This window comes from Marinomonas sp. S3726 (assembly GCF_000967665.1).
Classification (GTDB): Bacteria; Pseudomonadota; Gammaproteobacteria; order Pseudomonadales; family Marinomonadaceae; genus Marinomonas.
Genome location: NZ_JXYC01000032.1, coordinates 77,548 through 101,114 on the forward strand (window position 1 = coordinate 77,548; position 23,567 = coordinate 101,114).

Genomic DNA, 23,567 nt, shown 5'->3' on the forward strand with positions numbered 1-23,567 from the left:
TATATCACGTTTCATTCTTCTAAAAGGCAATATCGTTAATTTCAACGATTTTAGGACGATTATCTGTGTATATCATGCCATAACCTTCTCTGATAAATTCAGCAATTTGCTCTTGTCGGCGTTCAATATGTTGCGAAATAATAGAAACCGCTTTTTCGGCATTTCTTTCTAACAAGGCATCAATGTAATCCAAATGATCTGTGTGATTATCCGTTGGACGATTGGCAATATTAACCCAGCGGATAAAGTAGATACGCTGATTAATCTGGCGCAAGGTCGAAAGCAATTCGTGATTACCTGATAAAGCAACCATACTTTCATGAATCTGTTGATCCATAGCGATGAGCTTCTCTTTGCTTACATCATTTGAAATATTAGAGTATTCAAGGGCTATTTTTTTCACGGCTAATAGCTCGTCATCCGTAGCTCGCTTCACTGATAAATATGCGGCTTGCTCTTCAATAATTTTTCTAAACTCAAAGAGGTTAAACACTTCTTTTTCATTTAGCATGTGGCAAAAGAAACCTTTGTTTCTTTCCCACCTTAGTAGTTTTTCTGACACCAACTTTTGCATAGCTTCACGTAAAGGTGTTCGGCTCACTCCTAGCTGCTTAGCCAATTGCACTTCATTAATACGTTCTCCTGGCTTAAAATCATAAGAGATCGCCATATTACGAATCACATTGTAAACATCTGATTTTGAAGTCAATTGACTAGCTTCCATTTTATTCTCATTCAATTCTTAGGGGTAAAGCACTGGCTATTAAGCTGCATTATGACACCTATATTTTTAAACATACAGAAGATACTAACCCCATCTCTATTAGATAAGTTTAGCTAACTCTTCACTGCGTTTTTTTGTCGCTTGGACGACATCATTCATTAAGTTATCAAGCCTACTATCCTTTATTAGAACCTTCAAACCTGCTTCTGTTGTTCCTTTAGGGCTGGTGACATCTTTACGTAACTGAGCAGGCTCTTTATCTTGAGATTCTAACAAATGAGCTGCGCCTAATACCGTGCTGATAGCAAGCTCTTTCGCTAACTCTGCAGGTAATTCGGTATTTTCAGCTGCTTTCACAAAGCTTTCAACAAATTGAAATAAATACGCAGGGCCACTCCCACTTACACCAGTCACATCATCGATGAGCGCTTCGCTTTCTACCCAAGAGAAGAAACCTAAGGGCGAGAACAAAGACTGACAAAAAGCTTTGCTTGATGCATCCATAACAGAGCTTGTATAACCTACAGAGACACCTTTTTGGATAAGACAAGGGGTGTTAGGCATTATACGAATAACATTCGCTAATCTAGGTAACAGTTTATGTAATGCATCACAAGTGATACCTGCTGCAACTGAAATCAATTGTGTTTTACCATCAATCCAAGCATCGTAGCTAGAAAGTGTTGCCGCTATCTGTTGGGGTTTAAGGGCAACCATGACATAGTCAAGAGTAAGCGCTGGTAATTCATCAGAAGCAGTAAATAAATTTACCTCATGATTTTTTTGCATTTCTTCAAGCAAAGGCGCATTAAAATCCACAATATAAATTTGTTTACCTTCAACCCCACTTTTAATCCAACCTTTAACAATCGCAGTTCCCATTTTACCGCATCCAATGACTAAGATTCTCACATCATCTTGTGCTTTATTTTGATTATCTTGCATGTCCACTCCAAAGAATTAAAAAGCGAAGCGGCCTCTCGGCCACTCCGAAAGGGTGCAAATTACATATCTTTATACTGTGCAAATGATTTCTTGTTTTGCTCATTTACATAATCGGAAGAAATAATAGGCGCGTATTTCACAACATCATTTTCACCTAACCCCATGTCCTTTGGATCGATAACCGTATCGGGAGTTGGATCAAAGAAAATGGCAATAGAATGACGCTCATTCCCTGATTTATTGATAACTCTATGAAGGTTGGAGCTGAACCTGTCATTAGACCAACGGTGTAAAAGGTCACCCACATTACACACAAGAGTCCCTGGAATAGGTACAGCAGTAACCCATTCATTGTCTTTATTTAAAACTTCTAAGCCGCCATTCATATCCTGTAATAAAAGCGTTAATACGCCATAGTCTGTATGTGGCGCAGAACCATATCTTTCTTCTTTTTCATCTTGTGCTGTCGACACTGGATAATAAACAAGCTGCCCTCTTGCCATAGGTGTTTGATAACGCTTTAAGAAAAAATCATCTTCTAGACCTAATGCCAGACTGATAGCTGACAAGATTTTATGACCGACATTACAAGCATGATCATAATATGGCAGTAAGGTTTGCTTTAATTCAGGAGACTCTTTATCTGGCCAAATATTATCTGCAATAAGGGGTAACTCTTTACGCTTTTTATTCAGTGCTTCTGTCCAGCTTTCAGGCCCCCAGAAAAAGATCTCTTTTAGATCATGGGTTTTAGCACCTTTAAGTGTCGCCATACCCGGCCCTAACCAACCACGTTGACTGGTATTGACAGGCGCTTCGTTTTTAAGCTCAGCGGGTTTATCAAAAAAGTCACGCATTCCCTTTGAAGCAGTATCAATAACATCTTGCGGAATACCGTGATTAGAGACATAGAAAAAACCTTTTGTTGTCACCGCATCTAATATTTGCGCTGCAACTTTTTCAATGCCTTCACCTGATAAAAAGTCAGAAATATCAATCACGGGAATATCATTTTTCGAAATACTTTTAACCACACCATATTCAGTATTTTTAATGGTTTCTTCTTGGTTAATAACACTTTCTGACGCTTTATTTAAATCCACTTCATTCGTTTTCATGAATTGCTCCAATAATCTAATTCAATCAATTTATTATTTTTTATCTTGTCTTTTAGCTTTTTCAGGACGCAGACAGCTATCACAGCAAATTTAAGCTGAGTTCTTGATCAGCCAGCTGGCTGATCCATCTAGGCGTGAGTTCTTTTACTATTAAGGTTTGCTATCTAGGTTTAACTTCTTCTTAGTCATGAGTTTTGGTGCCAGAATCAGGCAGGATAAAATAGCAACTACACTGATCACTCGGACCGAAAGTTCGAGCGATGAGTTAAGCGCGAGATAAGCTCCAACAAAAGGTAGAATAATGCGTAGATAAAGATGCAAATGAGCACCAAGATATCCAGCTATGGCCCCAGCAACCATGGTAAGTCCCCCAATAATGGCGATTAGGTGACCAAGGATATTCTGCCACTCTCCTTCCATTCGCATTTCCGGTACAAACAAATAACTTAAGCCGACAAAATATCCTGCTATCGCCATTCGAGAAGCCTGCAAGCCTGTTTCTAATGGATTACATCTCGCAATTGAAGCCGCTGCATAAGACGCTATAGATACCGGTGGTGTCGCATCTGCCAAAATCGCAAAATAGAAGACAAACATGTGAGCCGCTAAAATAGGTACCCCAAAGTCATTAATCAACATAGGCGTACCGACTGCTGCGGTAATGACATAAGCTGCTGTCGTTGGTACTCCCATTCCCATAATCAGTACAACAAACATTAAGATAAATGCCGCCATCCAAAGGTTGCCACCAGAAACATCTGCAATAATGCCACCGATAGAAACAACAAGACCGGTTTTAGTCAGCACAGCAACTATAATGCCAGCGCCCGCACAGGCGATGGCGATCGGCGCTGTATTTGCACCTGCTTTATACAAGGTATTAAACAGCGCTTTTACTGAAAAACGAGTATTCTTTCTGAAAAAGGTAATGATCAAGGTTGATACAATTGAGTAAAGTGCAGCTGTATGAGGCGAATAATGCATCATGAGTAAAACAACTAGCACAACAATTGGTACTAAAAGGTGGATGTCTTTTAGAATATCTTTAAGTTTTGGTAAGTCTTCTGCACTCATGCCTTTTAAGTTGTTTTTCTTAGCCTCTAAATGCACTGAGATAAAAACCAAAGAGAAAAAACAAAAAGACCCCAAGACAGCAGCAACAATAATGTCTGAGTAAGGTGTATTCGTCATTTCTGACATAATAAAGGCACCAGCCCCCATTATTGGCGGCGCACTTTGTCCACCCACACTGGCCGCTGTTTCAATGCCAGAAGCGACCTGAGGGCGATACCCTATCCGCTTCATCATAGGGATAGTAAATGAACCCGTGGTAAATACATTAGATGAGGCCGAGCCACTCATAGTGCCAAAAAATGCTGAGGTAACCACTGATACTTTAGCAGGACCACCAGAATATCGGCCCGCTAATAACTCTCCACCATTAGTAAAGAGACGGCCCACGCCACTGCTTTCCATGAAGGCGCCAAAGGCAATAAAGATGGCAACCATGGTGGCTGCAATCCCTGTAATTGAGCCGAATATTCCTTGTCCAGTCGCTAGATATAAAGTCTCAATAATTTCACCATAACCTATCGGCCTATAGTGGAAGACGCCTGGCATGTAGTCGGTAACAAACAGGTAAAGAATACAAATTGTTACTAAACCTGCGAGCACAGGTGATACTGCACGCCTGATACCTTCTAGGATGACTAGCGTAGCAATGGTTCCCATCACCATTTCCATCGGTAGGGTGTCATCAACACCTTCAAGACGGAAATTGATTCGATCTGCTTCCAACCAAGAATAAGCAAAAGGTAAAAGAGCAACGAGAAAAACGAATATGTTTGACCAAGTAGGGCAAAAATTATCTGTGTTCGCCCCTCGTTTTCCGGGGAAAAGTAAAAATATGAGGGATACCATCAAAAATAAATGAATGGATCTTTGCGTTCTTGGCTCAAGATAGCCAATAAAAGCGCTATATAGGTGAAAAGCCGCACCGATAAACGCCCAAATAAATACAAACTGCATCAATAAGCGTTGTTTCAATGGAGATGATGCATCTAATGAAATCATTATATTGCCTCTTATTATTCAGAAAACATCCCCCTAGATAACCAAAGCTACCTAGGGAGAATCACTTACAACTTACATATAACCTTGTTCTGAATAATATTTGGCAGCACCAGGGTGAATTGGCGCAGGTGCGCTTTGCATAGCGATTTTACAATCAAATACGGACATACTGTTATGGATGGTCGAAAGTGCGTTCTGATCTTCACAAATCGATTTAGTGATCTTATAAACAGTATCGTCTGAGACCTTACTACTTACCATCAAGGTTGTAGACATTTTAATTGTGCTTGCGTCTTGGGCAACATTTGAATAAGTATTAGCCGGAATACGTGCATCTAGGAAACCATAGTTAGAATAAAGCTTAGACAACTGCTCTACCCCAAAGTTAACAAAGTCGACTGGTCTTGATTGGTTCATTTCAATAACAACTGAACCTGGTAGTCCTAAGTTGCCGAATACATAATCTACCTGACCATCTTTAAACTGAGAGCTTAGTTCAGAGAAGCTACCATGGTTGATTTTAAAGCCTTGCTTCTTACGAAGTGTGTCGTAGTCAGTATTATTCGCTTCTAGAATCCAACGAAATGCTTGTTCACCTGATGAACCACGCTGAATAACGCCAATTTTTACATCTTCCCCAGCTAAGACTTCTTCGATAGTGGTGTATTTTGCATCTTTGGCGCGAATGAAATGGGTATAAACATCAGAAAAACTCATGCCGATAGTGCGAAGATCATCGTGTTTTTTGCCATCAAACAACACTGTGCCTGTATGAGCCTGGAAGGTAAAAGTATCAAGCCCCCAGCCTAGCTGACTTCGGCCACGGTTTACCTTAGTTGGGTTAGCAGTACCGCCACCAGGCACAACCTTGATATTAAAATCTGGATTATCCTTTTTAATAATGTTCGCCAATCCGGACGACATGCTGTACCAACCGCCACCTAATTGCCCAGATGTCCATTCAATTGTCTCCGTCAAAGCGACACTTGAAAAGCACAAGCAACTAGATACAGAAATGACTTTCATTAAATTTTTCATAGGTTCTCTCTTTTTTTATTGTATTAATATGATCTACGTCAATTGGTATTCACAACTGTATACAGTTGTGAATACTCATGCAAGCCTATTTTTTTGGATAAATAAAATCTAGTCACTAATGGGGTAAAAAGAGAGATAATGATTTTTTAGAGTGAGTCGAATCATTAGAACCCCTTAATAAGACGTAGAATCTTTAAGCTTATGAACGTCTTAAAAGTGTTAGATTCAAACCCTAAGCTATTGTAAGTTTTAACTTTTATGACTTAAAAACAACTTAAGAAAACAAGCATAGGTAGCTAAGTTTAAAAGCCGTTTTATTAAGACTTTCATGAGTCAATATCGAAATAAAAAGAAGGTAGGAACAGTTCTAAAAGGAATTATTTAAAGTAAAAAAAGGATGTTTCTTAAGAGAATTAAAGCGAATTAAAAAGAAATGTTAGGAAAAATATGAGGTTGATCAATGCTGATTTAGAGCTAGATAAATAACACCTAACTAGCTCTAATATGAATATTTTCGTTAAAGGTCCGATTTGTATCTAAGATTCATCTAGTGTTTCTAAACTTAACCTAAGTTCAGACATAAAATCTTCTATACGATGAGCATTTTTACCAAAGTCATGAGTACCAATGCGTGAACAAGAGCGCATATCTACTCGTGTTTTACCATCAACTGATCTCACCCTAACAACCACATCATCCATAAACCAGAATACAGGAGTTGTCGCAGTTGCCTCTATCACCCCAGCAGTTGGGTATAAAGATACCACTTGCCAACCTTGCTGCCTGACAAGGTCCACTACTTTACGAAAAACAAGGCTTGAAGATTCGTCTGTGATAACAGGCTGTACTTGTGGGTAGGCCTTTTCTTGGATGGCTGCAAACTCTTTCGAATAACTGATTTCGTTGTCTCCAGCATGCCTGAAGCTACTCATGGTAATAAAAGCAGGCGGTGTTTTCGTATCCGTTGTTATATCGTTAATTAAAGGCAAATTCATTTTAGGAACATAAAATGATAACCAAGCACCAGAGTATAAACCTGAGAAAAGAATGCAGGCTGCTATAAAGCAACGCTTCTCCTTATTACAGGCTTCCTGACATTTCCAATAAGCAAAAATAGAAAAGAAGAAAAGAAAGATAGCCGCTAAAACAGTTTTTTTAATCAGTATAAAACCAACGACAGGTTCTAGTAATCCTACTCGAACCCCCGCTATTGAAACAAAGGCCATTGAACCGGCCAAAATAATTAATCCGTATAATGTAATTGGAATGAAACGTTGCATATATAACTCAAATATTCTTCTTTAAAAACACAATAGCGTGGAGAGAGAGTAGAAAATAGAGGTGGGAAAGCGATTCAAGATTGATTCCTTTTTATTTGCATAATTATCTTTTACAGGCCATTTTACTTACAGAATTGTGCCACAAACTTATCAAATAACTCGTGTTAGTATTCGATTCACTAATATCACTCATAATAAGTAATCATCCAAGTAAAGTCTCAACCATTGCTGTGGGAAGCTAACATAAGCTTTTATTTTTGGCACGCTTTGTTCCTCTCTTAACCTGGCAATAAAAGCAAAATCAGAGATACGTAAGTGCAATAGTTTATAAGTTCCCATGTTATCACATCGCTCTACATCGCATAATAAAGCATCCTCGTAGGGCTTATCCCACACATGCACAAACTCTGGTCTTATTCCGACTTTTAACGAGCTATCGGTTTTATTATTTAATTCAGCGATGACTTTTTGCTCTAATGCAAGATGACAATTACCGATTGAGACTCCCATTGAGTTCAATTTAGCAGGGAAGATATTCATCCCTGGACTACCAATAAAATGCCCTACAAAAGTATGAGCAGGATCTTCAAATAATTCTTTTGGTGTTCCAAATTGCACTATTTTACCTTCATACATAACTGCAATTTTATCAGCGAAAGTAGAAGCTTCTAACTGATCATGGGTTACGTAGATCATGGTGATATTAAACTTGCCATGAATTTGCTTTAACTTTCGACGTAATTTCCACTTTAAAGCAGGGTCAATCACGGTCAGAGGCTCATCAAATAGAATCGCCGAAACATCATCACGAACAAGCCCTCTTCCCATAGAAACTTTTTGCTTTTCATCAGCAGTGAGCTTTTTAGCTCGCTTGTTCAGCACCCCATGAAGCTCTAGCAATTCGGCAATTTCATTAACCTTAGATCTCACCTTAGATTCGTGTAATCCAGCATTACGTAAAGGAAAAGCCAAATTGTCATATACAGACATGGTGTCATAGACAACAGGAAACTGGAAAACTTGGGCAATATTTCTCGATTCGGGCGGTACTTGATTCACAGACTCTTGATTAAATAGCACCTCCCCTTGAGAGGGTTGTAACAAGCCAGAAATGATATTCAGTAAAGTGGATTTACCACAACCAGATGGACCTAATAAAGCATAGGCTCCACCATGCTCCCAAACATGATCCATGGAATGAATAACAAAATCTTCAATGTTAGAGTCTTTAAATTGAGAAGACTGATAACTATGAGCAATATTTTTTAATTCAATTTCTGCCATTCGATCTTTGTTCCTTTACAAAGCCCTTTAGAAACACAGGTTTATTTAAAACGCACTAACTGAATTGATCTCTATTTAATTAAGTGTCGTCGTTAAACTGCCTAAACACGAGTAATTCTGCGAGCTTCACCAACTAACTAGACCAGCAAAACTACCTAACCCTCTAAAAATTAGCAATAAATCAATAATAAATTCGAATAAGAGTAACAAAAAGCGAACAAAAGCGATTGTAAAGAAGCCTTAAAAAGTGTTCATTTCTTGTATAATTGTTCAATTTTGAACAGTTGACACTGAACAGTGAGAAGAGAGACACTGTTCAAACTGATTCTGTAAATGGATTTAGTAGAATGATAATAAAAACTGCTATCAACGCTTAAGGCAGATGAAAAATGGCCACTGAAAAACCCGATTCACACCAGGAAATCATTGATAACTCTTGGGATAGGTGTCGAAAATATGGTTTAACTCACAGCAGTGAAATCAATATCAATCGTCCTCAAGCTGACGTTATATCAGATATTGTTGAAGCCAATAACTTCCTTGTTCATACCACGCACACTGAAGTGTTACCCTACTATGAACACATATTGTCCAATACTGAATGCCTAATCATGTTGGCAGATCACTCTGGCCGGGTTCTCGACTCTTGGGGTGACCAAAGATTTATGAATTCCGAACGTAAAGCCATGTTTGAACAAGGGGTAGCTTGGCAAGAGAGGTCCTTAGGCACCAATGCAATAGGGACAGCTTTAGCAACAGGGCAGCCTGTCCAGATAGAAAGAGATGAACATTTTTTAAAAGCCAACCGTTTTATGGTGGGTTCAGCTGCGCCTATTTACGACGTCAATAGAGAGTTGGTAGGTGTGATTGACGTTTCTAGTGATGCTTATTTACCTCAAGCGCATACGCTTGGCATGGTTAAAATGATGACGCAATCGGTTGAAAATCGTCTAATCATTTCCATGTTTAAAGACGAAGCCTTTACCCTCACCTTTAATACCAACTTAGATATTCTAGACAGCCAATGGTCTGGATTAATTGTATTTAACGAGGAAGGTTCGATTATCTCAGCCAACCGTCGTGCCGAACTCTTGCTAGCGCAAGATTTAGCTTTGCTGAATATTGAGAGTATTTTAAACATTAGTTTGAGAGAGCTAAAAAACCATCCAGAAGAACTGCCACTAGACCTAGTTGCCTGCAATAAATTTCGTATCTATGGCATGTTAAAGCGTCCTAATATGCCAAAACCACGAGAGCTTGATTTTAGAAAGCAAATTAAGCCCGTTCCTCAAGCCTTTACTTTAGAAAGCATAAACCTTGGGGACTCTAAGCTTAAACGAGCAATTGATCAGGCAAGCCGTGTCATCGAAAAAGACATCCCTATCCTGATTCATGGCGAAACAGGTGTCGGTAAGGAAGTCTTTGTTAAAGCCCTACACAACTCTAGTAGCCGAGCACAAATGCCTCTTGTCGCTCTCAATTGTGCAGCGATTCCAGCAGACCTTGTCGAATCAGAATTATTTGGCTATGAAAAAGGCGCCTTCACAGGTGCCAATAATAAAGGGTCGATTGGCCTCATTCGTAAAGCCCATAAAGGCACTCTCTTTTTAGATGAACTTGGCGACATGCCACATAATGTTCAAGCAAGGCTTTTGAGAGTACTACAAGAAAGACAGGTCACCCCATTGGGTAGCACAGAGAACTATTCGGTCGATGTTCGTTTAATTTCTGCCACCCATAAGAGTTTAAAACAGAGTGTTGCTCTTGGAGAGTTTAGACAAGATTTGTTCTATCGAGTGTCTGGCTTGAATATCTCTTTACCTGCCTTAAGAGAAAGAGAAGATAAGCAACTACTTTTCCAACAGGTGCTTAACCATTATTCAGAAGCGAATATTCCTCCTCTTTTATCAGCCAGTGTCACTAAACTATTTGGTAGTTACTCATGGCCGGGTAATATCCGACAGCTTGTCAGCGTCTTACAAATTGCCGAGATAATGTCTGATGGCCAAAGCATCCAGCTTATGGATTTGCCTGATGACTTTATTCAAGAAGTAGAAGAAGAGCAGCGTCAAGTTGAAGAAAATATCGATGACACCCCTCCAGAAAGGCAAGATAACTGGTTAGCCATATTTGAAGCAAATGATAGAAATGTTTCCAGGACAGCAAAAGCGCTCAATATTAGCCGTAACACCCTTTATAAAAAACTGAGAGAGCTGGACTTAAAATAATCTTGCCTCATAATAGCCGATTTTCTTGGCACACTCTCTCTATGACAGACTCTAAAACACGCTTTAATCTGCATCAGGTTGATTATTTGAGGCAATACTGCCAGTCCATATCAACCCGCCCTTTTCTAGCTAGAGGAGCAAGCCTTACACGCTGCCCCTCGTGCCTTATGGCACATGATGCCTGTTTTTGTGATGCTAGAGTAGAATCCAACTTACCCATTGAAATCGTGCTCTTATATCATAGGGATGAAATTCACAAACCAACTAATAGTGGCCGTTTAATTGCAGACCTATTCCCAAAACAGACTCATGCTTTCTTGTGGTCGCGCAAAGACCCAGAGCCTAAGTTACTTGACCTTTTAAATGAAGAAGATAGAGAGATAGTTTTACTTTTTCCTGATACAGAGAAAAAGAACCTATCATTTGAGGTTAAACCTGAGGCAAACACGTCTAGCACTAAAAAAATAACGCTCATTTTATTTGATGCAACATGGAAGCAAGCCAGCAAGATGTTTCACTTAAGCAAATGGCTAAGAGACTACCCTTGTCTAAACATTAATATGGAGAAGCAAAAAGCCTTCTTAGTGCGCCATGCCAAGCATGACATGCAGTTTGCGACAGCTGAAGTGACGGCCATGGCGCTGAACGCTCTTGGCCATCAGGAGCAAGCTAGCCAACTCATGCAATACAATGCAACTTTTAATCAGCACTGTTTGATGAGTCGTAAAAGGTCTGGGCAGATAAGAGCGACTACTTAAGATTTTTTAGACAATAAGGTACAGGTACCATCACTAAAAAATTGAACAGCCTGCTTCTTCTTTTTCCCTAATAGAAGTGGGCCATTATCAAAGAAAAGGAAGTTCTTCCAACTACGTTTAAATACACCATAGCTTGTTTCAATCACATCATCTTGGTGATAACAGAAATAAATAATATTGTCGTCTTGCCAGTTTTCTAAATGCACCAACACCTCTTCAGGCAATGGCTCATCATCAGACTCCCAACGTGTTTGCCAATCTAAATTAAGGCCAATTGCTTCAGGGTCTTGAGACCAATCCTTTTGATTAAGATGGTCTGGATGAGTACGTTCTTGACTAATGTAATCTCGCCATACTTGATTCGCTCTAAGCTCAGCAAAAGGTTTAATTTGAACGAGATCTTCAGGTTGGATAAAAGGGTCTGAACGTTTGAATATCCAGGCTTTAGCAAAGCCTTCAAGCGGTTGGTAAGGCATTTAAAATTTGATTTCCTAACAATTTAGAGGGCGAATTTCTGTCGATTAGAAACACGCATTTTATAGATCATAAGATACAGCAAATAGGTCAAATTTAACATAAGTACGCACTGCTTTTATAAAGCCTCATATAAAACCTGATAGATGAAAAAAATTCACCTATTTGTTGAAAAAGCATCGTTTGTTGAAATAAAAATGGCTATCTATAATCCACCGCAGATAGACATTAATCCAACTTACAGAGAAACAAAATGAACAACATATCAAGCACGGAAATTTATGACTCAAACACTTTTACTCTTCTTGCAACACTAAAAGAATACATAGTTAAAATCAAAAACATGATCACAAGCCCTGAAAAACTGAGTGATTTGACCATGCAGAACCCTGTTGATCTAGATTCAAGAATTGAATTAATTAACAAAATCAACAAACTAGATTTTATGTCAAAGTAATAATATACAATCTAAGCTTAGCCTTTATTTATTAAGGAAGTAGAAGATGTCATTTAAAGCCATTATTTTTGATTGTGACGGCGTCATAGTTGATACAGAAACTATTTCTAATAATATTTTTCAGGCGAAACTTGCGGCTTTGGGGCACTCTTTAACAGATCAGGATATTCAAACCTTATTTACTGGCTATACAACAGAGAAAAACCTAGAAACAGTTACTGAAATTCTTGGCTATTCCTTGCCTAAGAATTTTAAGTCTGAACTAAAAGCTGCCTATCAAGCTGAAATGGAAAGGCACCTTGAATGCATTCCGGGTATTCCTGAAATACTTCAGAGTCTAAACTGCCCTTTTGCTATGGCGACCAACGCTCATCGATCAGATATGGAATTTAAGCTTGTAAAACTTGGGCTGAACCAAATTTTCACTCAAAGGTTCTGCGTTGAAGATGTTAAACAACCTAAGCCATCACCAGACTTATACTTACTTGCCTCAAAAAATTTAGGCGTTCACGCAAAAGACTGCTTGGTTATTGAAGATTCAATTGCTGGCATCAAAGCGGGTGTCGCAGCTGGAATGACAGTATTTGCCTTTAGCGAGCAAATGAATGAGAGTGAGCAATTAAAGGCAGGCGCTAGTCGATGCTTTGATTCCATGAGAGAACTAAAACATCAACTAGAAGAGATGGGCCTATCTCGCCAAATAGCGATTTAACAAAACGGCTATTTAGCTAAATCCTTTTGCAATTGTTTTAGTAAGCTTCTAGGCAAATCATTAATGGTTAATGACTGAGTCGCTTCATTAAATGAAATGCTTTCCCCTAATAAATCACTATCAAAACTCAGAGTGAGTGTTTTGTTACTACCAGAGTAACGTGTTAGTTTTTTCAAACCAGCCTTTTCGACAAAGATTTCTTTTTCAAGATTGAAGCTTTCAGAAGCAGCAAGATCCAAAAACTTACTGGCTTGATCAGCCGAAAACTGAGTCTCAATTTCGGCAGCGATTTCTTTAAGTTCAATTGGCTCTTTATCTTCGACTTTCTCAAGACAACGATCAGCAACGACTCGTTTTAACTCGACAGCGGCTTTTTGCGGTACATTCATTTCTTGGCAGAATGCTGATGTTAAATCCACAAGTTTGCGGGTTTCTTTTGCCGCAGCTGCGGGCTCATTACATCCAATGAAAGCGGTAAAATAATCACTTTCATGGCGTGGCGCGCGTCCAAAACGAAAAGCAATATAACGAGCTTCGCCTTCCGCTTTCCAAGCCGATAAGTTAATACGCAAGGCCATATGCAACTTATCCATTTCAATTTGGTTAATTTGCTCAAGACTCAAATCTGAATTAAGCACTACACCTTGTTTACGTTTGAGTAAAACAATTAATAAGAAGCTAGTATCTTGAACTTGATAATGATGGAACCATAAAAGCCCACCTTCTACATCTTCTACAGGTTCTAAGTGTCTAACATATTCAGCCGCACAAGCTTTGGTGAAGCCAACAAAGTCATTAAAGCCTGAACCATCAAAATGCTGCTTAATTAAGCCGGGTAACTGAGACCCTTCTTCACTTCCATCTGGATTACTAAAGCGGCCAGTATTCATCCCAGAGCGATTAAATAAGTCATTAATTTTTTGTGATAATGCTAAGGCTTGATCATCAACAACCATTTCTTCAGGTCGAGCAATCAGGAGTGCTTTATCGTTGGAACTATTTTTTTGTATTTCGTGAACAATGAGGTTCGAAATAGACACTATTAGCCTCTTAAAGTATTCTGTTTTATTAGCCTTGTATTTTGCTGCATTCATGCCAATCTATCTAGTTAAATAAATAAAACTGTTTGTAATTAATCAACTAGTTAGACAATCAGTAAAACAATCGCTTTAAATCTAAAACGTTTTGCGGAGCAAGTCCCTTTATTATGGTAAAACCCAAACCGACGAAAAAGGAAACCAGACAAGAAATTGCCGATCAAATTGAGGCATTCTTAAAGTCTAAAGGGGAAATTAAACAAGCAGATATGGGTGAATCTGGGCTTGTTGACGGCAAATATAATACAAGCCACATAGGTTTTGGTGAACCAAGGCAAGAAAGAACGCCTTTAAACCATGTTGTTGCTGAAATGCAAAAAAGAAAGAATGGATCGAATACTAAAACACCAGTGACTAAACGCCGTAAAAAGGTCATCGTATATGATGATTTTGGCGACCCTATTCGCTGGTATTGGGAAGAAAGCTAAATCACTTTAACAACGAGAAAAGCAATTTAAACACGCGTAATACAAGGACCTATCGTAAATGAGCATAAAATATCTTCACGCCATGATTAGAACATCTCAGCCAGAAGCCAGCCATGAATTTTACACCAAAGGCTTAGGTCTTATTAAAACCCGTCAATTTGATAGTGAGTCAGGAAAGTTCTCACTTATCTATTACGCAACAGAACAAGGTGCTCCTGAGGTTGAACTAACCCATAATTGGGATGACAGAAGCTACTCTAATGGAGATAATTTTGGTCATCTTGCTTTTAGTGTGTCCGACATCTACAAAACATGCGAAACCCTAAGTAATATGGGTGTAAGTATTTTGCGCCCGCCAAGAGACGGTCATATGGCCTTTGTAAAAGACCCTAATGGTATTTCTATTGAACTATTGCAAGAAGGCGAACATCTCGCACCAACCGAGCCTTGGCAATCAATGGAGAACACAGGTTCTTGGTAGTCTGATATTCAAGACACTAAACTATTGAAAATAGCAAAAGCTAGACTGGTATCTGCTTTTGCTATTTCACCTATAAGTAAAAATAATTTCACAACTAAAATAACGATTACAAATAAGATCAAAAGCTACATTCAATAACATTCCTATCCAATCAAAATTACAAACCTCGTCTTTTTAACACAAATTACACAAAGTTCTGCAAACCATTGAAATTTGCTACATTTTTCGTATAAAACTTTTTCTAGCAATACTTTATTATTATTCAATAGTTACTCTGGTAATTTTTATTAGGACTCATTATCGAGACATTATGAAAAAGCATCTTCTATTCATTCTGACGTTACTTATCTGTTCTCAGATAAATGCCGGCTCCTTATATGGAGACAAGGTTCGTTCGCGCCTTGCAGATACTGATAAAGATGGTGTTATAGATATTAGAGACAGATGTAACAACACCTTATATGGCGCTAAGGTAGACAACTATGGTTGCAGCAAAACAAGCACCAAGCTTTTATCAGTTGAGTTAAAAGTATTATTTGATACAGGTAAGCATGAAGTAAAACCTGTTTTCTATGGAGAACTTAGAAGGCTTGCTAGCTTTCTAAGAAAAAACCCAGCCAGTGCGGTTGTGATTGAAGGCCACACAGATAACGTTGGTTCAGCTCAAAGTAATCAAGCTTTATCACAACGTCGTGCATCAGCAATTGCAGATGTATTGACCAGTAAATTCCGTATCGCTAAACACAGAGTAGAACCAAAAGGCTTTGGGGAAACCGCTCCAATTACTAGTAACGAGACTGATTTAGGCCGTGAAGCTAACCGTCGTGTTGTCGCAGAAGTATTCTCAAGACAAACAGCCTCTCTAAAACGTTGGACGATTTATAGTGTTGATGAAGAAAACAAAACGGCTCTGACAAAACGATAAACCAAAACGTAAAGCCCTTACAGTAGACCCTCTTCCCTAATCTCGAATAACCTAAACCCTTTGTTAGAAACACCTTTTAAATAAACTGAATAGAAAGAAGCCATTCTTTTACTCACCTCATTCACCCCAAATGAAAACAAAAAAGAGCCTAAATGAGACTTTCTAAAACTAACGAGTTAATAAAGAAAGTATCATTTGGCTCTTCTAACAACCTTTACACATACAAATAACTAACTCTATGGCCATACAACTCACCATAGACAGTAAAGGCTATTGCTTTTTAAAGTCTCTCTCGGCCACATGAGAAAGAAGTAGGTAAGCAGACCCAATTAGCCCGCCCATAGAATCCCCATAGCGGCTTCGATTCAAATATAAAAATTGGTCATTTTTAACCGCAAATAGATTTTTCCATTGAGCCGAATTACGAAAATCTTCTGTATCCTCTCTGCTGTCTAACATAGGCTCATAAGTGTCGATAATAATATCCGCATCCATATCACTAATACGCTCTAAGCTATAATTAATGCCTTTTTTAGCATCCAAATAACCTTGAGGTCGACCCAAGCCCATATCGGCAATCACTTCATCTAATCCACCGCGGCCAATTAGCTGGAAATTATCTTCATAAATCTCCAGTGTCGTCACTGTAATTTTCTCTGGCTCAGGCACTAGACGTTTAAATTCACTGATAATCCAATCATATTCTTTTTGCTGGTCTTCAAAACGAGCTGATTTACCCGTCAACTCTGCTAACTGACGCGCCCATTCCTTGATCGTCTTAACCTTGGTTGGAAGAATCACCACAGGGGCTATCTGATCTAACTTATCTTTAAATTTACTCTGATAAGAAAGGCCAACAATTAAATCCGGCTCAAGTACGGCAATCGCCTCTTCGTCTGGTGACTTATGACTACCAACATAGGTTAAACTTTCCGTATTAAAACGGTGTTGGACACCCCTAAAAATAGGGTCAGACCATAGTCTTTTTCTAGCGACTGAGCCACATGGTTGAACACCCAGTTCAAATAGCTGAATAGTTAAACTAAAGTCATGTAATGACACGACACACTCAGGCGCGACTGGCACTTCCACTTTGCCATATTGATTTTCAAAGGTTTGCACTTCTGCTGCTTGTAAGCTCAGTCCAACCAAACCAACACAAGCTACCGCTAACTTTTTAAACATTATTTATTCCTATATAAAATGACTACGCTTTACGTAGACGGCTAATCAAAACAATAAAATAAGGAGCACCGATTAACACCAAGACAAGCCCAGCAGGCAATTGCAATGGTGCAAACATGCTCCTTCCTAATGAATCTCCTAAAACAACTAAACAGGCGCCAATCACGGCAGACAGAGGAATCAAAGCACCATGACGATTCGCACAAAAGCGTCGCGCTATATGAGGCGCAATTAATCCAACAAAGGTCAAAGTTCCTGCCGTGGCGACAGAAGCAGACGTCAAAGCGACGCATAAAAACAGCAAAAATGGTAATGCTTTACGGTTATTAACACCTCTTGAAAAGGCAACTTTATCGCCCAGTATCAAAAGGTTAAGCTGTCTAAAACATAGCCAAGCTAAACTACCTGCTATCAATAACCAAAACATCATGACTTTAACCTGCGGCCAAGAGGCCTGATGTAAGCTCCCCCCAAACCACATCAAAGCAGACTCAACCAAATCAATATCGCCATAGGTAATCAGCATTTCTGAAAATGCACTTAGCATGGAAGTAATACCAACACCTATCAGGACTAATCGGATGGGAGAATAACCACGTAAAGAAGACAATAGCCAGACACATGAAGCGACAATAAAGCCGCCAATCATGGCAAAGACGGGTAACAAGAAGACTGGAATGATACCCGGAACAATCACCACAAAAACCAACATGGTGGCGCTCGCCCCCGCCTCAACACCGATGAGACCCGGTGATGCCAAAGCATTACGCGTGATGGATTGCAAAATCACACCCGCAATCGCAAGTGCAGCACCACATAAAGCGGCTACCAGCAAGCGAGGTAAACGAAACTCCCAAACCACTCGTACCAATTTTTCAGGTGCCAATTCAGGTGCAAGAATAATCTGCCAGCTTTTTAGGATACTTAATTGATAGCTACCTATTGCTGCGCCCCAAAGAAGCAGAAACAATAATAATAAACTAAAGAAAGCTAACCAAAAGACATCATTTGATCTGGCATAAAGGCTCACATTTGGAAACAGCTTTATGTGGATTGGGCGAGAAGAAGCTGATATTTTTTTCACTTCATTCTCCCCAACACAAGTGCAATAAAGACGGGAGAGCCAACAAAAGCAGTGATAATACCGGTATTAATTTCGTAAGGGCGCAAAGCAAACCGTGCGGCAATATCTGAAAGAATAAGCAATAAGGTGCCAATCAATAAGGAATAGATAAACAACCAAGCATAGCTATTCCTAACCAATAATCTTGCAAGATGCGGAACCACTAATCCAACAAAGCCAATAGGGCCTGCGACAGTAACCACACAACCTGACAGCACGACGACTAAAGCTAATCCGCTTATCTTTAGCAGTAAAACATTCACACCTAAACTGGCCGCGACACGCTCTCCCAGATGAAACGCATTTAGAGAACGAACCAAGGCAAAACAGCCTACCATGGCACAGATTAAATAGGGATATACCCAATGCAGCTTTTTAAGATCAGATGCCCCAATAGCACCAGTTAGCCAATGCCTAACTTTCTCAAGACCCTGTTGATCAATCAGTAATAAAATGGCTGTCATAGCAGAGAATAATGCGGTTACTACAACACCTGCTAGCACCAGCCTCTCAGATCCTTGCTCCCAACCACTTAGCATCATGACAAGAAATGCGGCAAAAGCTGCACCTAAAAATGCAAAAACAGGCACATAACCTTGTCCAAACATAGGTAAAAATAACAAGCTAGCCACAACAAAAAATGCAGCGCCGCTGTTAATGCCTAGTAATCCTGGATCAGCCAAAGGGTTACTGCTGATCGCTTGCATAATCACACCTGCTAAGGCAAGTGATGCCCCCACGACTACGGAAACAATAAGGCGTGCCTGACGACTTTCTCTTATGATTACCTGATCCATATCTGCAGTGTTATAGTCGAACAAGGCCTGCCAGATAGTTATCCAATCAATATCTTTTGCGCCAAGACTAAGATGTAAAAATGCAGCGATAACGACAGCCAAAAGCAGCAATACAACACCACTTACACGAGCAACTGGAAAGCCACTCATACGATGAGTTTCCACGGTACTACGCATAATGCATTTGCTGCCTATTGTTCAGATTTGTTGTTGAAGCCTCAGCATCAGACGATGCCACCACAGGAAGCGCAATAGGCGTGTCATTGTAAGGATCAGTGATGATATTAGCGTTCAGCCCGAACACCGAGTTTAGATTCTCTTTGGTAAATACATCTTTTACTTTTCCTTGTGTATAGACTTCACCTTCTTTCATCATGACAAGATAATCTGAATAGGTCGCGGCCTGATTCAAGTCGTGTAATACCGCAATGATTGTTTTCCCCTTGGATTTAAGGGATGAAATCAAGTTCATCAATTCAACTTGATGTGCCACATCTAAATAGGTGGTAGGTTCATCTAATAATAAAACTGGCGTATCTTGTGCAAGCGTCATGGCGATCCAACAACGCTGTTGCTGCCCACCTGAAAGTTGCTCTAAAGGTAGGTCCAAATAGTCCCCTACATTGGTCACTTCAATCGCATCATTAACTGCTTTCTCGTCGGCATCTGACCATTGTTTCCACCAATTTTGCCAAGGAAAACGTCCTTGCATAATCAATTCACGTGCAGTTAAACCAGATGGCGTCGTAGCGATTTGAGGCAAGAGTGCCAGCCTTTGAGCAACATCCTTGCGCTTCAACGTTAACAAGTTAGTCTCATTCAAAAAAACATCACCCTTGGTGACCTTTAATAAACCCGAGATAGAATGCAACAAGGTTGTTTTCCCACACCCATTCGCACCCATTAACGTAATAAAGCCACCTTCCGATAGCGTCAAATTAATGTCTTTTAAAACCTGTTTATTCTTGTAGCCTGCATTTAGGTGCTCGATAACCAGCATTCAAATGTTCCATTTCATATAAACAAAAAATCAGCGCCACTTAAAAAGTGGCACTGATACGATATTTCCTAATTTTTAAAGGCTAGAAATCTATACGTGCTGTCGCATAAATGGTACGAGGATCACCTTGGCTGATTCGATAAGTGTTACTACCACTGGCTGTGTAATAAACTTCATCCGTTAGGTTTTTCACACCGGCGTTAAGTCGTAATTGAGTCTCTTCTGATAGAGGTAAGTAGTACCAAACTGATGCGTCGTAAGTTGTGTAGCTTGGCAGGCTAAAGGTGTTGGTATCATTACCATAACGTTTGCTCACATATTCAGACCCCATACCAAAACCTAAGCCAGCTAGGTCGCCACCTTTAATTTCGTAAGAACCCCAAAGACGCATTTTATGATCAGGAATATTGTATGGTGTATTACCATCATCATTACCATCATCAGATTTTATAATTTCTGCATCCATATAAGAGTAAGAAGCCAGTACATTTAAGCCCTCTAGGAACTGCATAGAAGCACTTACATCAACACCATTTGTTTCTGTTTCGCCATTAAGAACCGTGTTTAAACTACCATCAACTGTCGCCACATTTTTACGCTCTAATGCATAGGTAGCAACACTTAAGCGTAGCTTGTCATCAAGCATGCTAGATTTTAGACCCACTTCAATTTGTTTCGCTGTTTCAGGGTCAAAGTCACCGCTGTAAACACCTTCTGTAATAGACGGGAAGTTAGGCTTAAAAGATTCTGCATAGGAAACGTAAACAGAAACGTCATTTGAAACATCATAGATAGCACCCAACTGACCACTAATATGGCTATTTGAACTATCAATCGCTACCGCCTCAGGATCAGAAACCTCTGTATAAGCGATTTTATTCGCTGTCGTATAGTAAGAAGTGGCATCCCCTTCAATCTTATAATAATCGTAACGAGCACCCGCTAGCACATTCAAGCGATCTGTCACATAAGTTAAGTTCTGAATAGACAAACCGAATTCATCAGTAGTGGTATCGCTGTTACTAATATCTGTTGTCGTCAATTTGGAGTTTGAAGCAGATGCTGAATCTGTAATATTAATGATATCGGCATTAATATATTTGGTTCCACCAATGTCAACGAAAGCCAAACCGTCAGTCACATCTTCTTTTTGACTGTGGTAATTCACGCCAATATAGAGTGTATTATCTAACCCGCCTAACTCATAATCACCCGTTAGGCTATTTGATAAGAAAATATCACTCAGCTCCATCTCATTAGAGTCTGTACGACGCAGCAGTAAATTATTACTTTGCACAGAACTTGAAACGATATCTCCGCTACTGCCTAAAATATCTAAAACACTTGAACCCGCAGTAAGGGATGTACCATCATTCAAACCTCGAATACCACGCGTTTGATAATCATCAAGCTCTTTTTCGTAATAGCCTATTTTGAATTTATTAGTCCAACCATTATCTAGCTCATAATCCCAGTCAAACTGAATAAGATCATCTGTACTATCACGGATATCGAATTCCGTACCCAAAGCTCTTTCATACGGAATATCTGCGATGGAAAGATTACCACTTCCGTCGTTCACCATTACCGTACCACGATCAATCGGTAGTTCTTGCTCCGAGTGATTTAGACGTAAGGTAAAGGTATTTTGATCATCTGGTGTGTAGCTAATCGAAGGAGACACAGTCAAACTCTTTCGCTCTGTATTGAAGGTACCATCTTCTGTCGTTACTTCACGGTAAGTTTCCGTATCTTCTCCACTAATCACAATGCGATACTGAGTCGTATCTGACAAAGAACCAGTACTATCTACTGTTAGTTTTTGCTTACCATGCTCATCCACATCCATCTGTACAGAATGAGCACTTTCTTCCTGTGGCTTTTTCGTTACTACGTTAATAAGGCCACCTGGACTCACTTGTCCATGTAAAATTGATGCTGGCCCAAGAACCACTTCAACACTTTCAATATTGGCAACATCAATATTGTAACGTGAGCTAACAGGGCTGCCGTCTAAAAACAGGTATTCGTTTCCAATACCACGAATATTCACTTCTGTTTCAGCGCCACCAAAACCATCAGAACGAGTAACCGCTGCCGAGTTAGATAACACGTCATTAAGGTCTTCTGAGTTTTGATCTAGAATTAACTGCTCAGGGATAACCTGAATTGTACGCGGCACTTCATCAATGTCAGTCACAAATCCAGTCGCAGACTCAGCTTCATCAAACTCATAACGGCTAAGTTTAGTGCCTTGAACCACGATAGGCGTTAATTCAACATTTACTTCTTCTGTATTCTCTTCTGCCATTGCTAAAGGAACAGTAAACAAAGATAAAATAGATGCTCGCATCACCTTAAGTTGCACTTCACGACTAACTAAACGAGCCAAAACCGTTCTCTTCATGTACTAATTCCTTAATTCAATATGTGTAAGAGTTATAGAAAGTTTTAATGTAATTCATAATTCGCAATAATGGGAATTATTATCATTTCGCTCATTATTGTCAACAATAATTAAGTTATTGTCTTTGTTAATTTTTATATAAACAATATACGGCCTCAAGGGAGAATCACCCCAAAAGTGAATTACAAACTATAAAGTGAATGAATCAGTGCTCATTTTGACAATGAACGAAGAGATGAAACCACAAAACTTAAAAGTCTCGATCTAGGGAGCAATAGCGTAAAATGCAAAAACACACACCTGTTTTTCCAATCAATACACAGATACAAGGAAACCTCCCCACCCTATTTTGTTTACCAAGCGCAGGCGGGTCTGCTGCCATGTATCGCGAATGGCAAAAAAATTTACAAAAGATTCAGGTAATCCCGGTTGAATACCCTGGTAGAGGCTCTCGATTTACCGAACCATTTGCTGAAGATATAAAATCCCTAGCGATAGATATTGCTCATACGATAATGCAAACTAAAATTACTCATTTCAGTATATTTGGGCATAGTCTTGGTGCGGTCATCAGCTGGGAAATCACGCTTGAGTTAGAAAAGCTCAACTACCCTCTACCTCAACATCTTTGGGTCTCAGCAAGAAAAGCACCTCACTTTAAACCCTCAACAGAACGCAGAAGTGACTTAAATGACACTCAATTACTGGCATTATTAAAAGAGATGGGTGGCACTCCTGAAGAGCTCTTAAACAACATTGAATTCCAAGCCTTACTTCTGCCAATTATTCGAGCCGATTTTAAACTGCATGATGATTACGTGTTTCACCAAGAGCATAAAGCGCGCCCAATCTTATCAGTTCCAATCATTGCATTAGGTGGGCAAGAGGATACGCAAGTCGCTTATGACACCTTATCAGAATGGCGCCTATACTCGGATTTGCGGTTTGAGCAATTTGAATTTCAAGGTGGGCATTTTTATTTACAAGAAGCGTCTTTTTTAGACTGGTTTAAAAATAAGATTTGTCTTTGATT

The 23,567-nt window shown here is 39.5% G+C and carries 22 protein-coding genes; 8 read left to right on the forward strand and 14 right to left on the reverse strand.

From position 1 onward, the window contains the following. Positions 1–19: 19 nt before the first annotated feature. From TW85_RS21215 to TW85_RS21245, 7 genes are all read right to left on the reverse strand, one after another. Positions 20–724, reverse strand: a complete 705-nt coding sequence (locus tag TW85_RS21215) for a GntR family transcriptional regulator (protein WP_046019151.1) — start codon at positions 722–724, stop codon at positions 20–22. A 99-nt stretch (positions 725–823) separates the two neighbouring features. Continuing rightward, positions 824–1,669: a pyrroline-5-carboxylate reductase gene (gene proC, locus TW85_RS21220; protein WP_046019152.1), complete on the reverse strand. Its 846-nt coding sequence runs from the start codon at positions 1,667–1,669 to the stop codon at positions 824–826. 59 nt (positions 1,670–1,728) lie between these two features. After that, positions 1,729–2,787: a 2-oxoglutarate and iron-dependent oxygenase domain-containing protein gene (locus TW85_RS21225; RefSeq protein WP_157196997.1), complete on the reverse strand. Its 1,059-nt coding sequence runs from the start codon at positions 2,785–2,787 to the stop codon at positions 1,729–1,731. Positions 2,788–2,937: 150 nt separating this feature from the next. Then, complete coding sequence (locus TW85_RS21230; protein ID WP_052702346.1) at positions 2,938–4,860, reverse strand: TRAP transporter fused permease subunit; 1,923 nt, start codon at positions 4,858–4,860, stop codon at positions 2,938–2,940. 72 nt (positions 4,861–4,932) lie between these two features. Further along, complete coding sequence (locus TW85_RS21235; RefSeq protein WP_046019153.1) at positions 4,933–5,898, reverse strand: TAXI family TRAP transporter solute-binding subunit; 966 nt, start codon at positions 5,896–5,898, stop codon at positions 4,933–4,935. 536 nt (positions 5,899–6,434) lie between these two features. Further along, entirely contained in the window at positions 6,435–7,178 is a 744-nt protein-coding gene (locus TW85_RS21240) for a DUF1499 domain-containing protein (RefSeq protein ID WP_046019154.1), read from the reverse strand. Between the two features lie 189 nt (positions 7,179–7,367). Continuing rightward, on the reverse strand, positions 7,368–8,462 hold the full coding sequence (locus TW85_RS21245; protein WP_046019155.1) for an ABC transporter ATP-binding protein: 1,095 nt from the start codon (positions 8,460–8,462) through the stop codon (positions 7,368–7,370). A 389-nt stretch (positions 8,463–8,851) separates the two neighbouring features. Between TW85_RS21245 and TW85_RS21250 the strand changes: the two genes are divergently transcribed. After that, positions 8,852–10,690, forward strand: a complete 1,839-nt coding sequence (locus TW85_RS21250) for a sigma-54-dependent Fis family transcriptional regulator (protein WP_046019156.1) — start codon at positions 8,852–8,854, stop codon at positions 10,688–10,690. Positions 10,691–10,731: 41 nt separating this feature from the next. Continuing rightward, positions 10,732–11,448: a tRNA-uridine aminocarboxypropyltransferase gene (locus tag TW85_RS21255; protein ID WP_046019157.1), complete on the forward strand. Its 717-nt coding sequence runs from the start codon at positions 10,732–10,734 to the stop codon at positions 11,446–11,448. Here TW85_RS21255 and TW85_RS21260 read toward each other — a convergent pair. Continuing rightward, entirely contained in the window at positions 11,445–11,924 is a 480-nt protein-coding gene (locus tag TW85_RS21260) for a DUF2947 family protein (RefSeq protein WP_046019158.1), read from the reverse strand. The genes TW85_RS21255 and TW85_RS21260 overlap by 4 nt on opposite strands. Positions 11,925–12,175: 251 nt before the next feature. Between TW85_RS21260 and TW85_RS21265 the strand changes: the two genes are divergently transcribed. Both TW85_RS21265 and TW85_RS21270 read left to right on the forward strand, forming a co-directional pair. Continuing rightward, positions 12,176–12,379 (forward strand): hypothetical protein, encoded by a 204-nt coding sequence (locus TW85_RS21265; protein ID WP_046019159.1) that lies wholly within the window; start codon positions 12,176–12,178, stop codon positions 12,377–12,379. Between the two features lie 46 nt (positions 12,380–12,425). Next, positions 12,426–13,091 (forward strand): HAD family phosphatase, encoded by a 666-nt coding sequence (locus TW85_RS21270; protein WP_046019160.1) that lies wholly within the window; start codon positions 12,426–12,428, stop codon positions 13,089–13,091. An 8-nt stretch (positions 13,092–13,099) separates the two neighbouring features. On the opposite strand, the gene TW85_RS21275 is transcribed toward TW85_RS21270, so the two are convergent. Continuing rightward, positions 13,100–14,131, reverse strand: a complete 1,032-nt coding sequence (locus TW85_RS21275; protein ID WP_046019204.1) for a nucleoid-associated protein — start codon at positions 14,129–14,131, stop codon at positions 13,100–13,102. Positions 14,132–14,298: 167 nt separating this feature from the next. Here TW85_RS21275 and TW85_RS21280 point away from each other — a divergent pair, with 167 nt between their 5' ends. The 3 genes from TW85_RS21280 to TW85_RS21290 all read left to right on the forward strand — a co-directional run bounded on the left by TW85_RS21280 (position 14,299) and on the right by TW85_RS21290 (position 16,022). Then, positions 14,299–14,616: a hypothetical protein gene (locus tag TW85_RS21280; RefSeq protein ID WP_046019161.1), complete on the forward strand. Its 318-nt coding sequence runs from the start codon at positions 14,299–14,301 to the stop codon at positions 14,614–14,616. Positions 14,617–14,674: 58 nt separating this feature from the next. Beyond that, positions 14,675–15,097 carry a VOC family protein gene (locus TW85_RS21285; protein ID WP_046019162.1) on the forward strand — a complete coding sequence of 141 codons (423 nt, stop codon included), beginning with the start codon at positions 14,675–14,677 and terminating at the stop codon, positions 15,095–15,097. A 310-nt stretch (positions 15,098–15,407) separates the two neighbouring features. After that, positions 15,408–16,022: an OmpA family protein gene (locus TW85_RS21290; RefSeq protein ID WP_046019163.1), complete on the forward strand. Its 615-nt coding sequence runs from the start codon at positions 15,408–15,410 to the stop codon at positions 16,020–16,022. Positions 16,023–16,292: 270 nt separating this feature from the next. On the opposite strand, the gene TW85_RS21295 is transcribed toward TW85_RS21290, so the two are convergent. The 5 genes from TW85_RS21295 to TW85_RS21315 all read right to left on the reverse strand — a co-directional run bounded on the left by TW85_RS21295 (position 16,293) and on the right by TW85_RS21315 (position 22,534). Further along, positions 16,293–17,207 (reverse strand): ABC transporter substrate-binding protein, encoded by a 915-nt coding sequence (locus TW85_RS21295; protein WP_046019164.1) that lies wholly within the window; start codon positions 17,205–17,207, stop codon positions 16,293–16,295. Between the two features lie 22 nt (positions 17,208–17,229). Continuing rightward, positions 17,230–18,291, reverse strand: a complete 1,062-nt coding sequence (locus TW85_RS21300; RefSeq protein WP_046019165.1) for an iron ABC transporter permease — start codon at positions 18,289–18,291, stop codon at positions 17,230–17,232. Then, the gene (locus TW85_RS21305; RefSeq protein ID WP_052702348.1) at positions 18,288–19,304 is read right to left on the reverse strand and encodes an iron ABC transporter permease; all 1,017 of its coding nucleotides are present in this window, start codon (positions 19,302–19,304) and stop codon (positions 18,288–18,290) included. The genes TW85_RS21300 and TW85_RS21305 overlap by 4 nt, the downstream gene beginning before the upstream one ends. After that, positions 19,297–20,127, reverse strand: a complete 831-nt coding sequence (locus tag TW85_RS21310) for an ABC transporter ATP-binding protein (protein WP_046019166.1) — start codon at positions 20,125–20,127, stop codon at positions 19,297–19,299. Before TW85_RS21310 ends, TW85_RS21305 begins: the two co-directional genes overlap by 8 nt. 82 nt (positions 20,128–20,209) lie before the next feature. Further along, positions 20,210–22,534 (reverse strand): TonB-dependent siderophore receptor, encoded by a 2,325-nt coding sequence (locus TW85_RS21315; protein WP_046019167.1) that lies wholly within the window; start codon positions 22,532–22,534, stop codon positions 20,210–20,212. A 284-nt stretch (positions 22,535–22,818) separates the two neighbouring features. Here TW85_RS21315 and TW85_RS21320 point away from each other — a divergent pair, with 284 nt between their 5' ends. Beyond that, positions 22,819–23,565, forward strand: coding sequence for a thioesterase domain-containing protein (locus TW85_RS21320; RefSeq protein ID WP_046019168.1), 747 nt, complete (start codon positions 22,819–22,821; stop codon positions 23,563–23,565). Positions 23,566–23,567 lie beyond the last annotated feature (2 nt).

Coding starts and splice junctions, on each gene's coding strand:
- TW85_RS21215 (WP_046019151.1), bottom strand. CDS start 724: ATGGAAGCTAGTCAATTGACTTCAAAATCAGATGTTTACAATGTGATT.
- proC (WP_046019152.1), bottom strand. CDS start 1,669: ATGCAAGATAATCAAAATAAAGCACAAGATGATGTGAGAATCTTAGTC.
- TW85_RS21225 (WP_157196997.1), bottom strand. CDS start 2,787: ATGAAAACGAATGAAGTGGATTTAAATAAAGCGTCAGAAAGTGTTATT.
- TW85_RS21230 (WP_052702346.1), bottom strand. CDS start 4,860: ATGATTTCATTAGATGCATCATCTCCATTGAAACAACGCTTATTGATG.
- TW85_RS21235 (WP_046019153.1), bottom strand. CDS start 5,898: ATGAAAAATTTAATGAAAGTCATTTCTGTATCTAGTTGCTTGTGCTTT.
- TW85_RS21240 (WP_046019154.1), bottom strand. CDS start 7,178: ATGCAACGTTTCATTCCAATTACATTATACGGATTAATTATTTTGGCC.
- TW85_RS21245 (WP_046019155.1), bottom strand. CDS start 8,462: ATGGCAGAAATTGAATTAAAAAATATTGCTCATAGTTATCAGTCTTCT.
- TW85_RS21250 (WP_046019156.1), top strand. CDS start 8,852: ATGGCCACTGAAAAACCCGATTCACACCAGGAAATCATTGATAACTCT.
- TW85_RS21255 (WP_046019157.1), top strand. CDS start 10,732: ATGACAGACTCTAAAACACGCTTTAATCTGCATCAGGTTGATTATTTG.
- TW85_RS21260 (WP_046019158.1), bottom strand. CDS start 11,924: ATGCCTTACCAACCGCTTGAAGGCTTTGCTAAAGCCTGGATATTCAAA.
- TW85_RS21265 (WP_046019159.1), top strand. CDS start 12,176: ATGAACAACATATCAAGCACGGAAATTTATGACTCAAACACTTTTACT.
- TW85_RS21270 (WP_046019160.1), top strand. CDS start 12,426: ATGTCATTTAAAGCCATTATTTTTGATTGTGACGGCGTCATAGTTGAT.
- TW85_RS21280 (WP_046019161.1), top strand. CDS start 14,299: ATGGTAAAACCCAAACCGACGAAAAAGGAAACCAGACAAGAAATTGCC.
- TW85_RS21285 (WP_046019162.1), top strand. CDS start 14,675: ATGAGCATAAAATATCTTCACGCCATGATTAGAACATCTCAGCCAGAA.
- TW85_RS21290 (WP_046019163.1), top strand. CDS start 15,408: ATGAAAAAGCATCTTCTATTCATTCTGACGTTACTTATCTGTTCTCAG.
- TW85_RS21295 (WP_046019164.1), bottom strand. CDS start 17,207: ATGTTTAAAAAGTTAGCGGTAGCTTGTGTTGGTTTGGTTGGACTGAGC.
- TW85_RS21305 (WP_052702348.1), bottom strand. CDS start 19,304: ATGCGTAGTACCGTGGAAACTCATCGTATGAGTGGCTTTCCAGTTGCT.
- TW85_RS21310 (WP_046019166.1), bottom strand. CDS start 20,127: ATGCTGGTTATCGAGCACCTAAATGCAGGCTACAAGAATAAACAGGTT.
- TW85_RS21315 (WP_046019167.1), bottom strand. CDS start 22,534: ATGAAGAGAACGGTTTTGGCTCGTTTAGTTAGTCGTGAAGTGCAACTT.
- TW85_RS21320 (WP_046019168.1), top strand. CDS start 22,819: ATGCAAAAACACACACCTGTTTTTCCAATCAATACACAGATACAAGGA.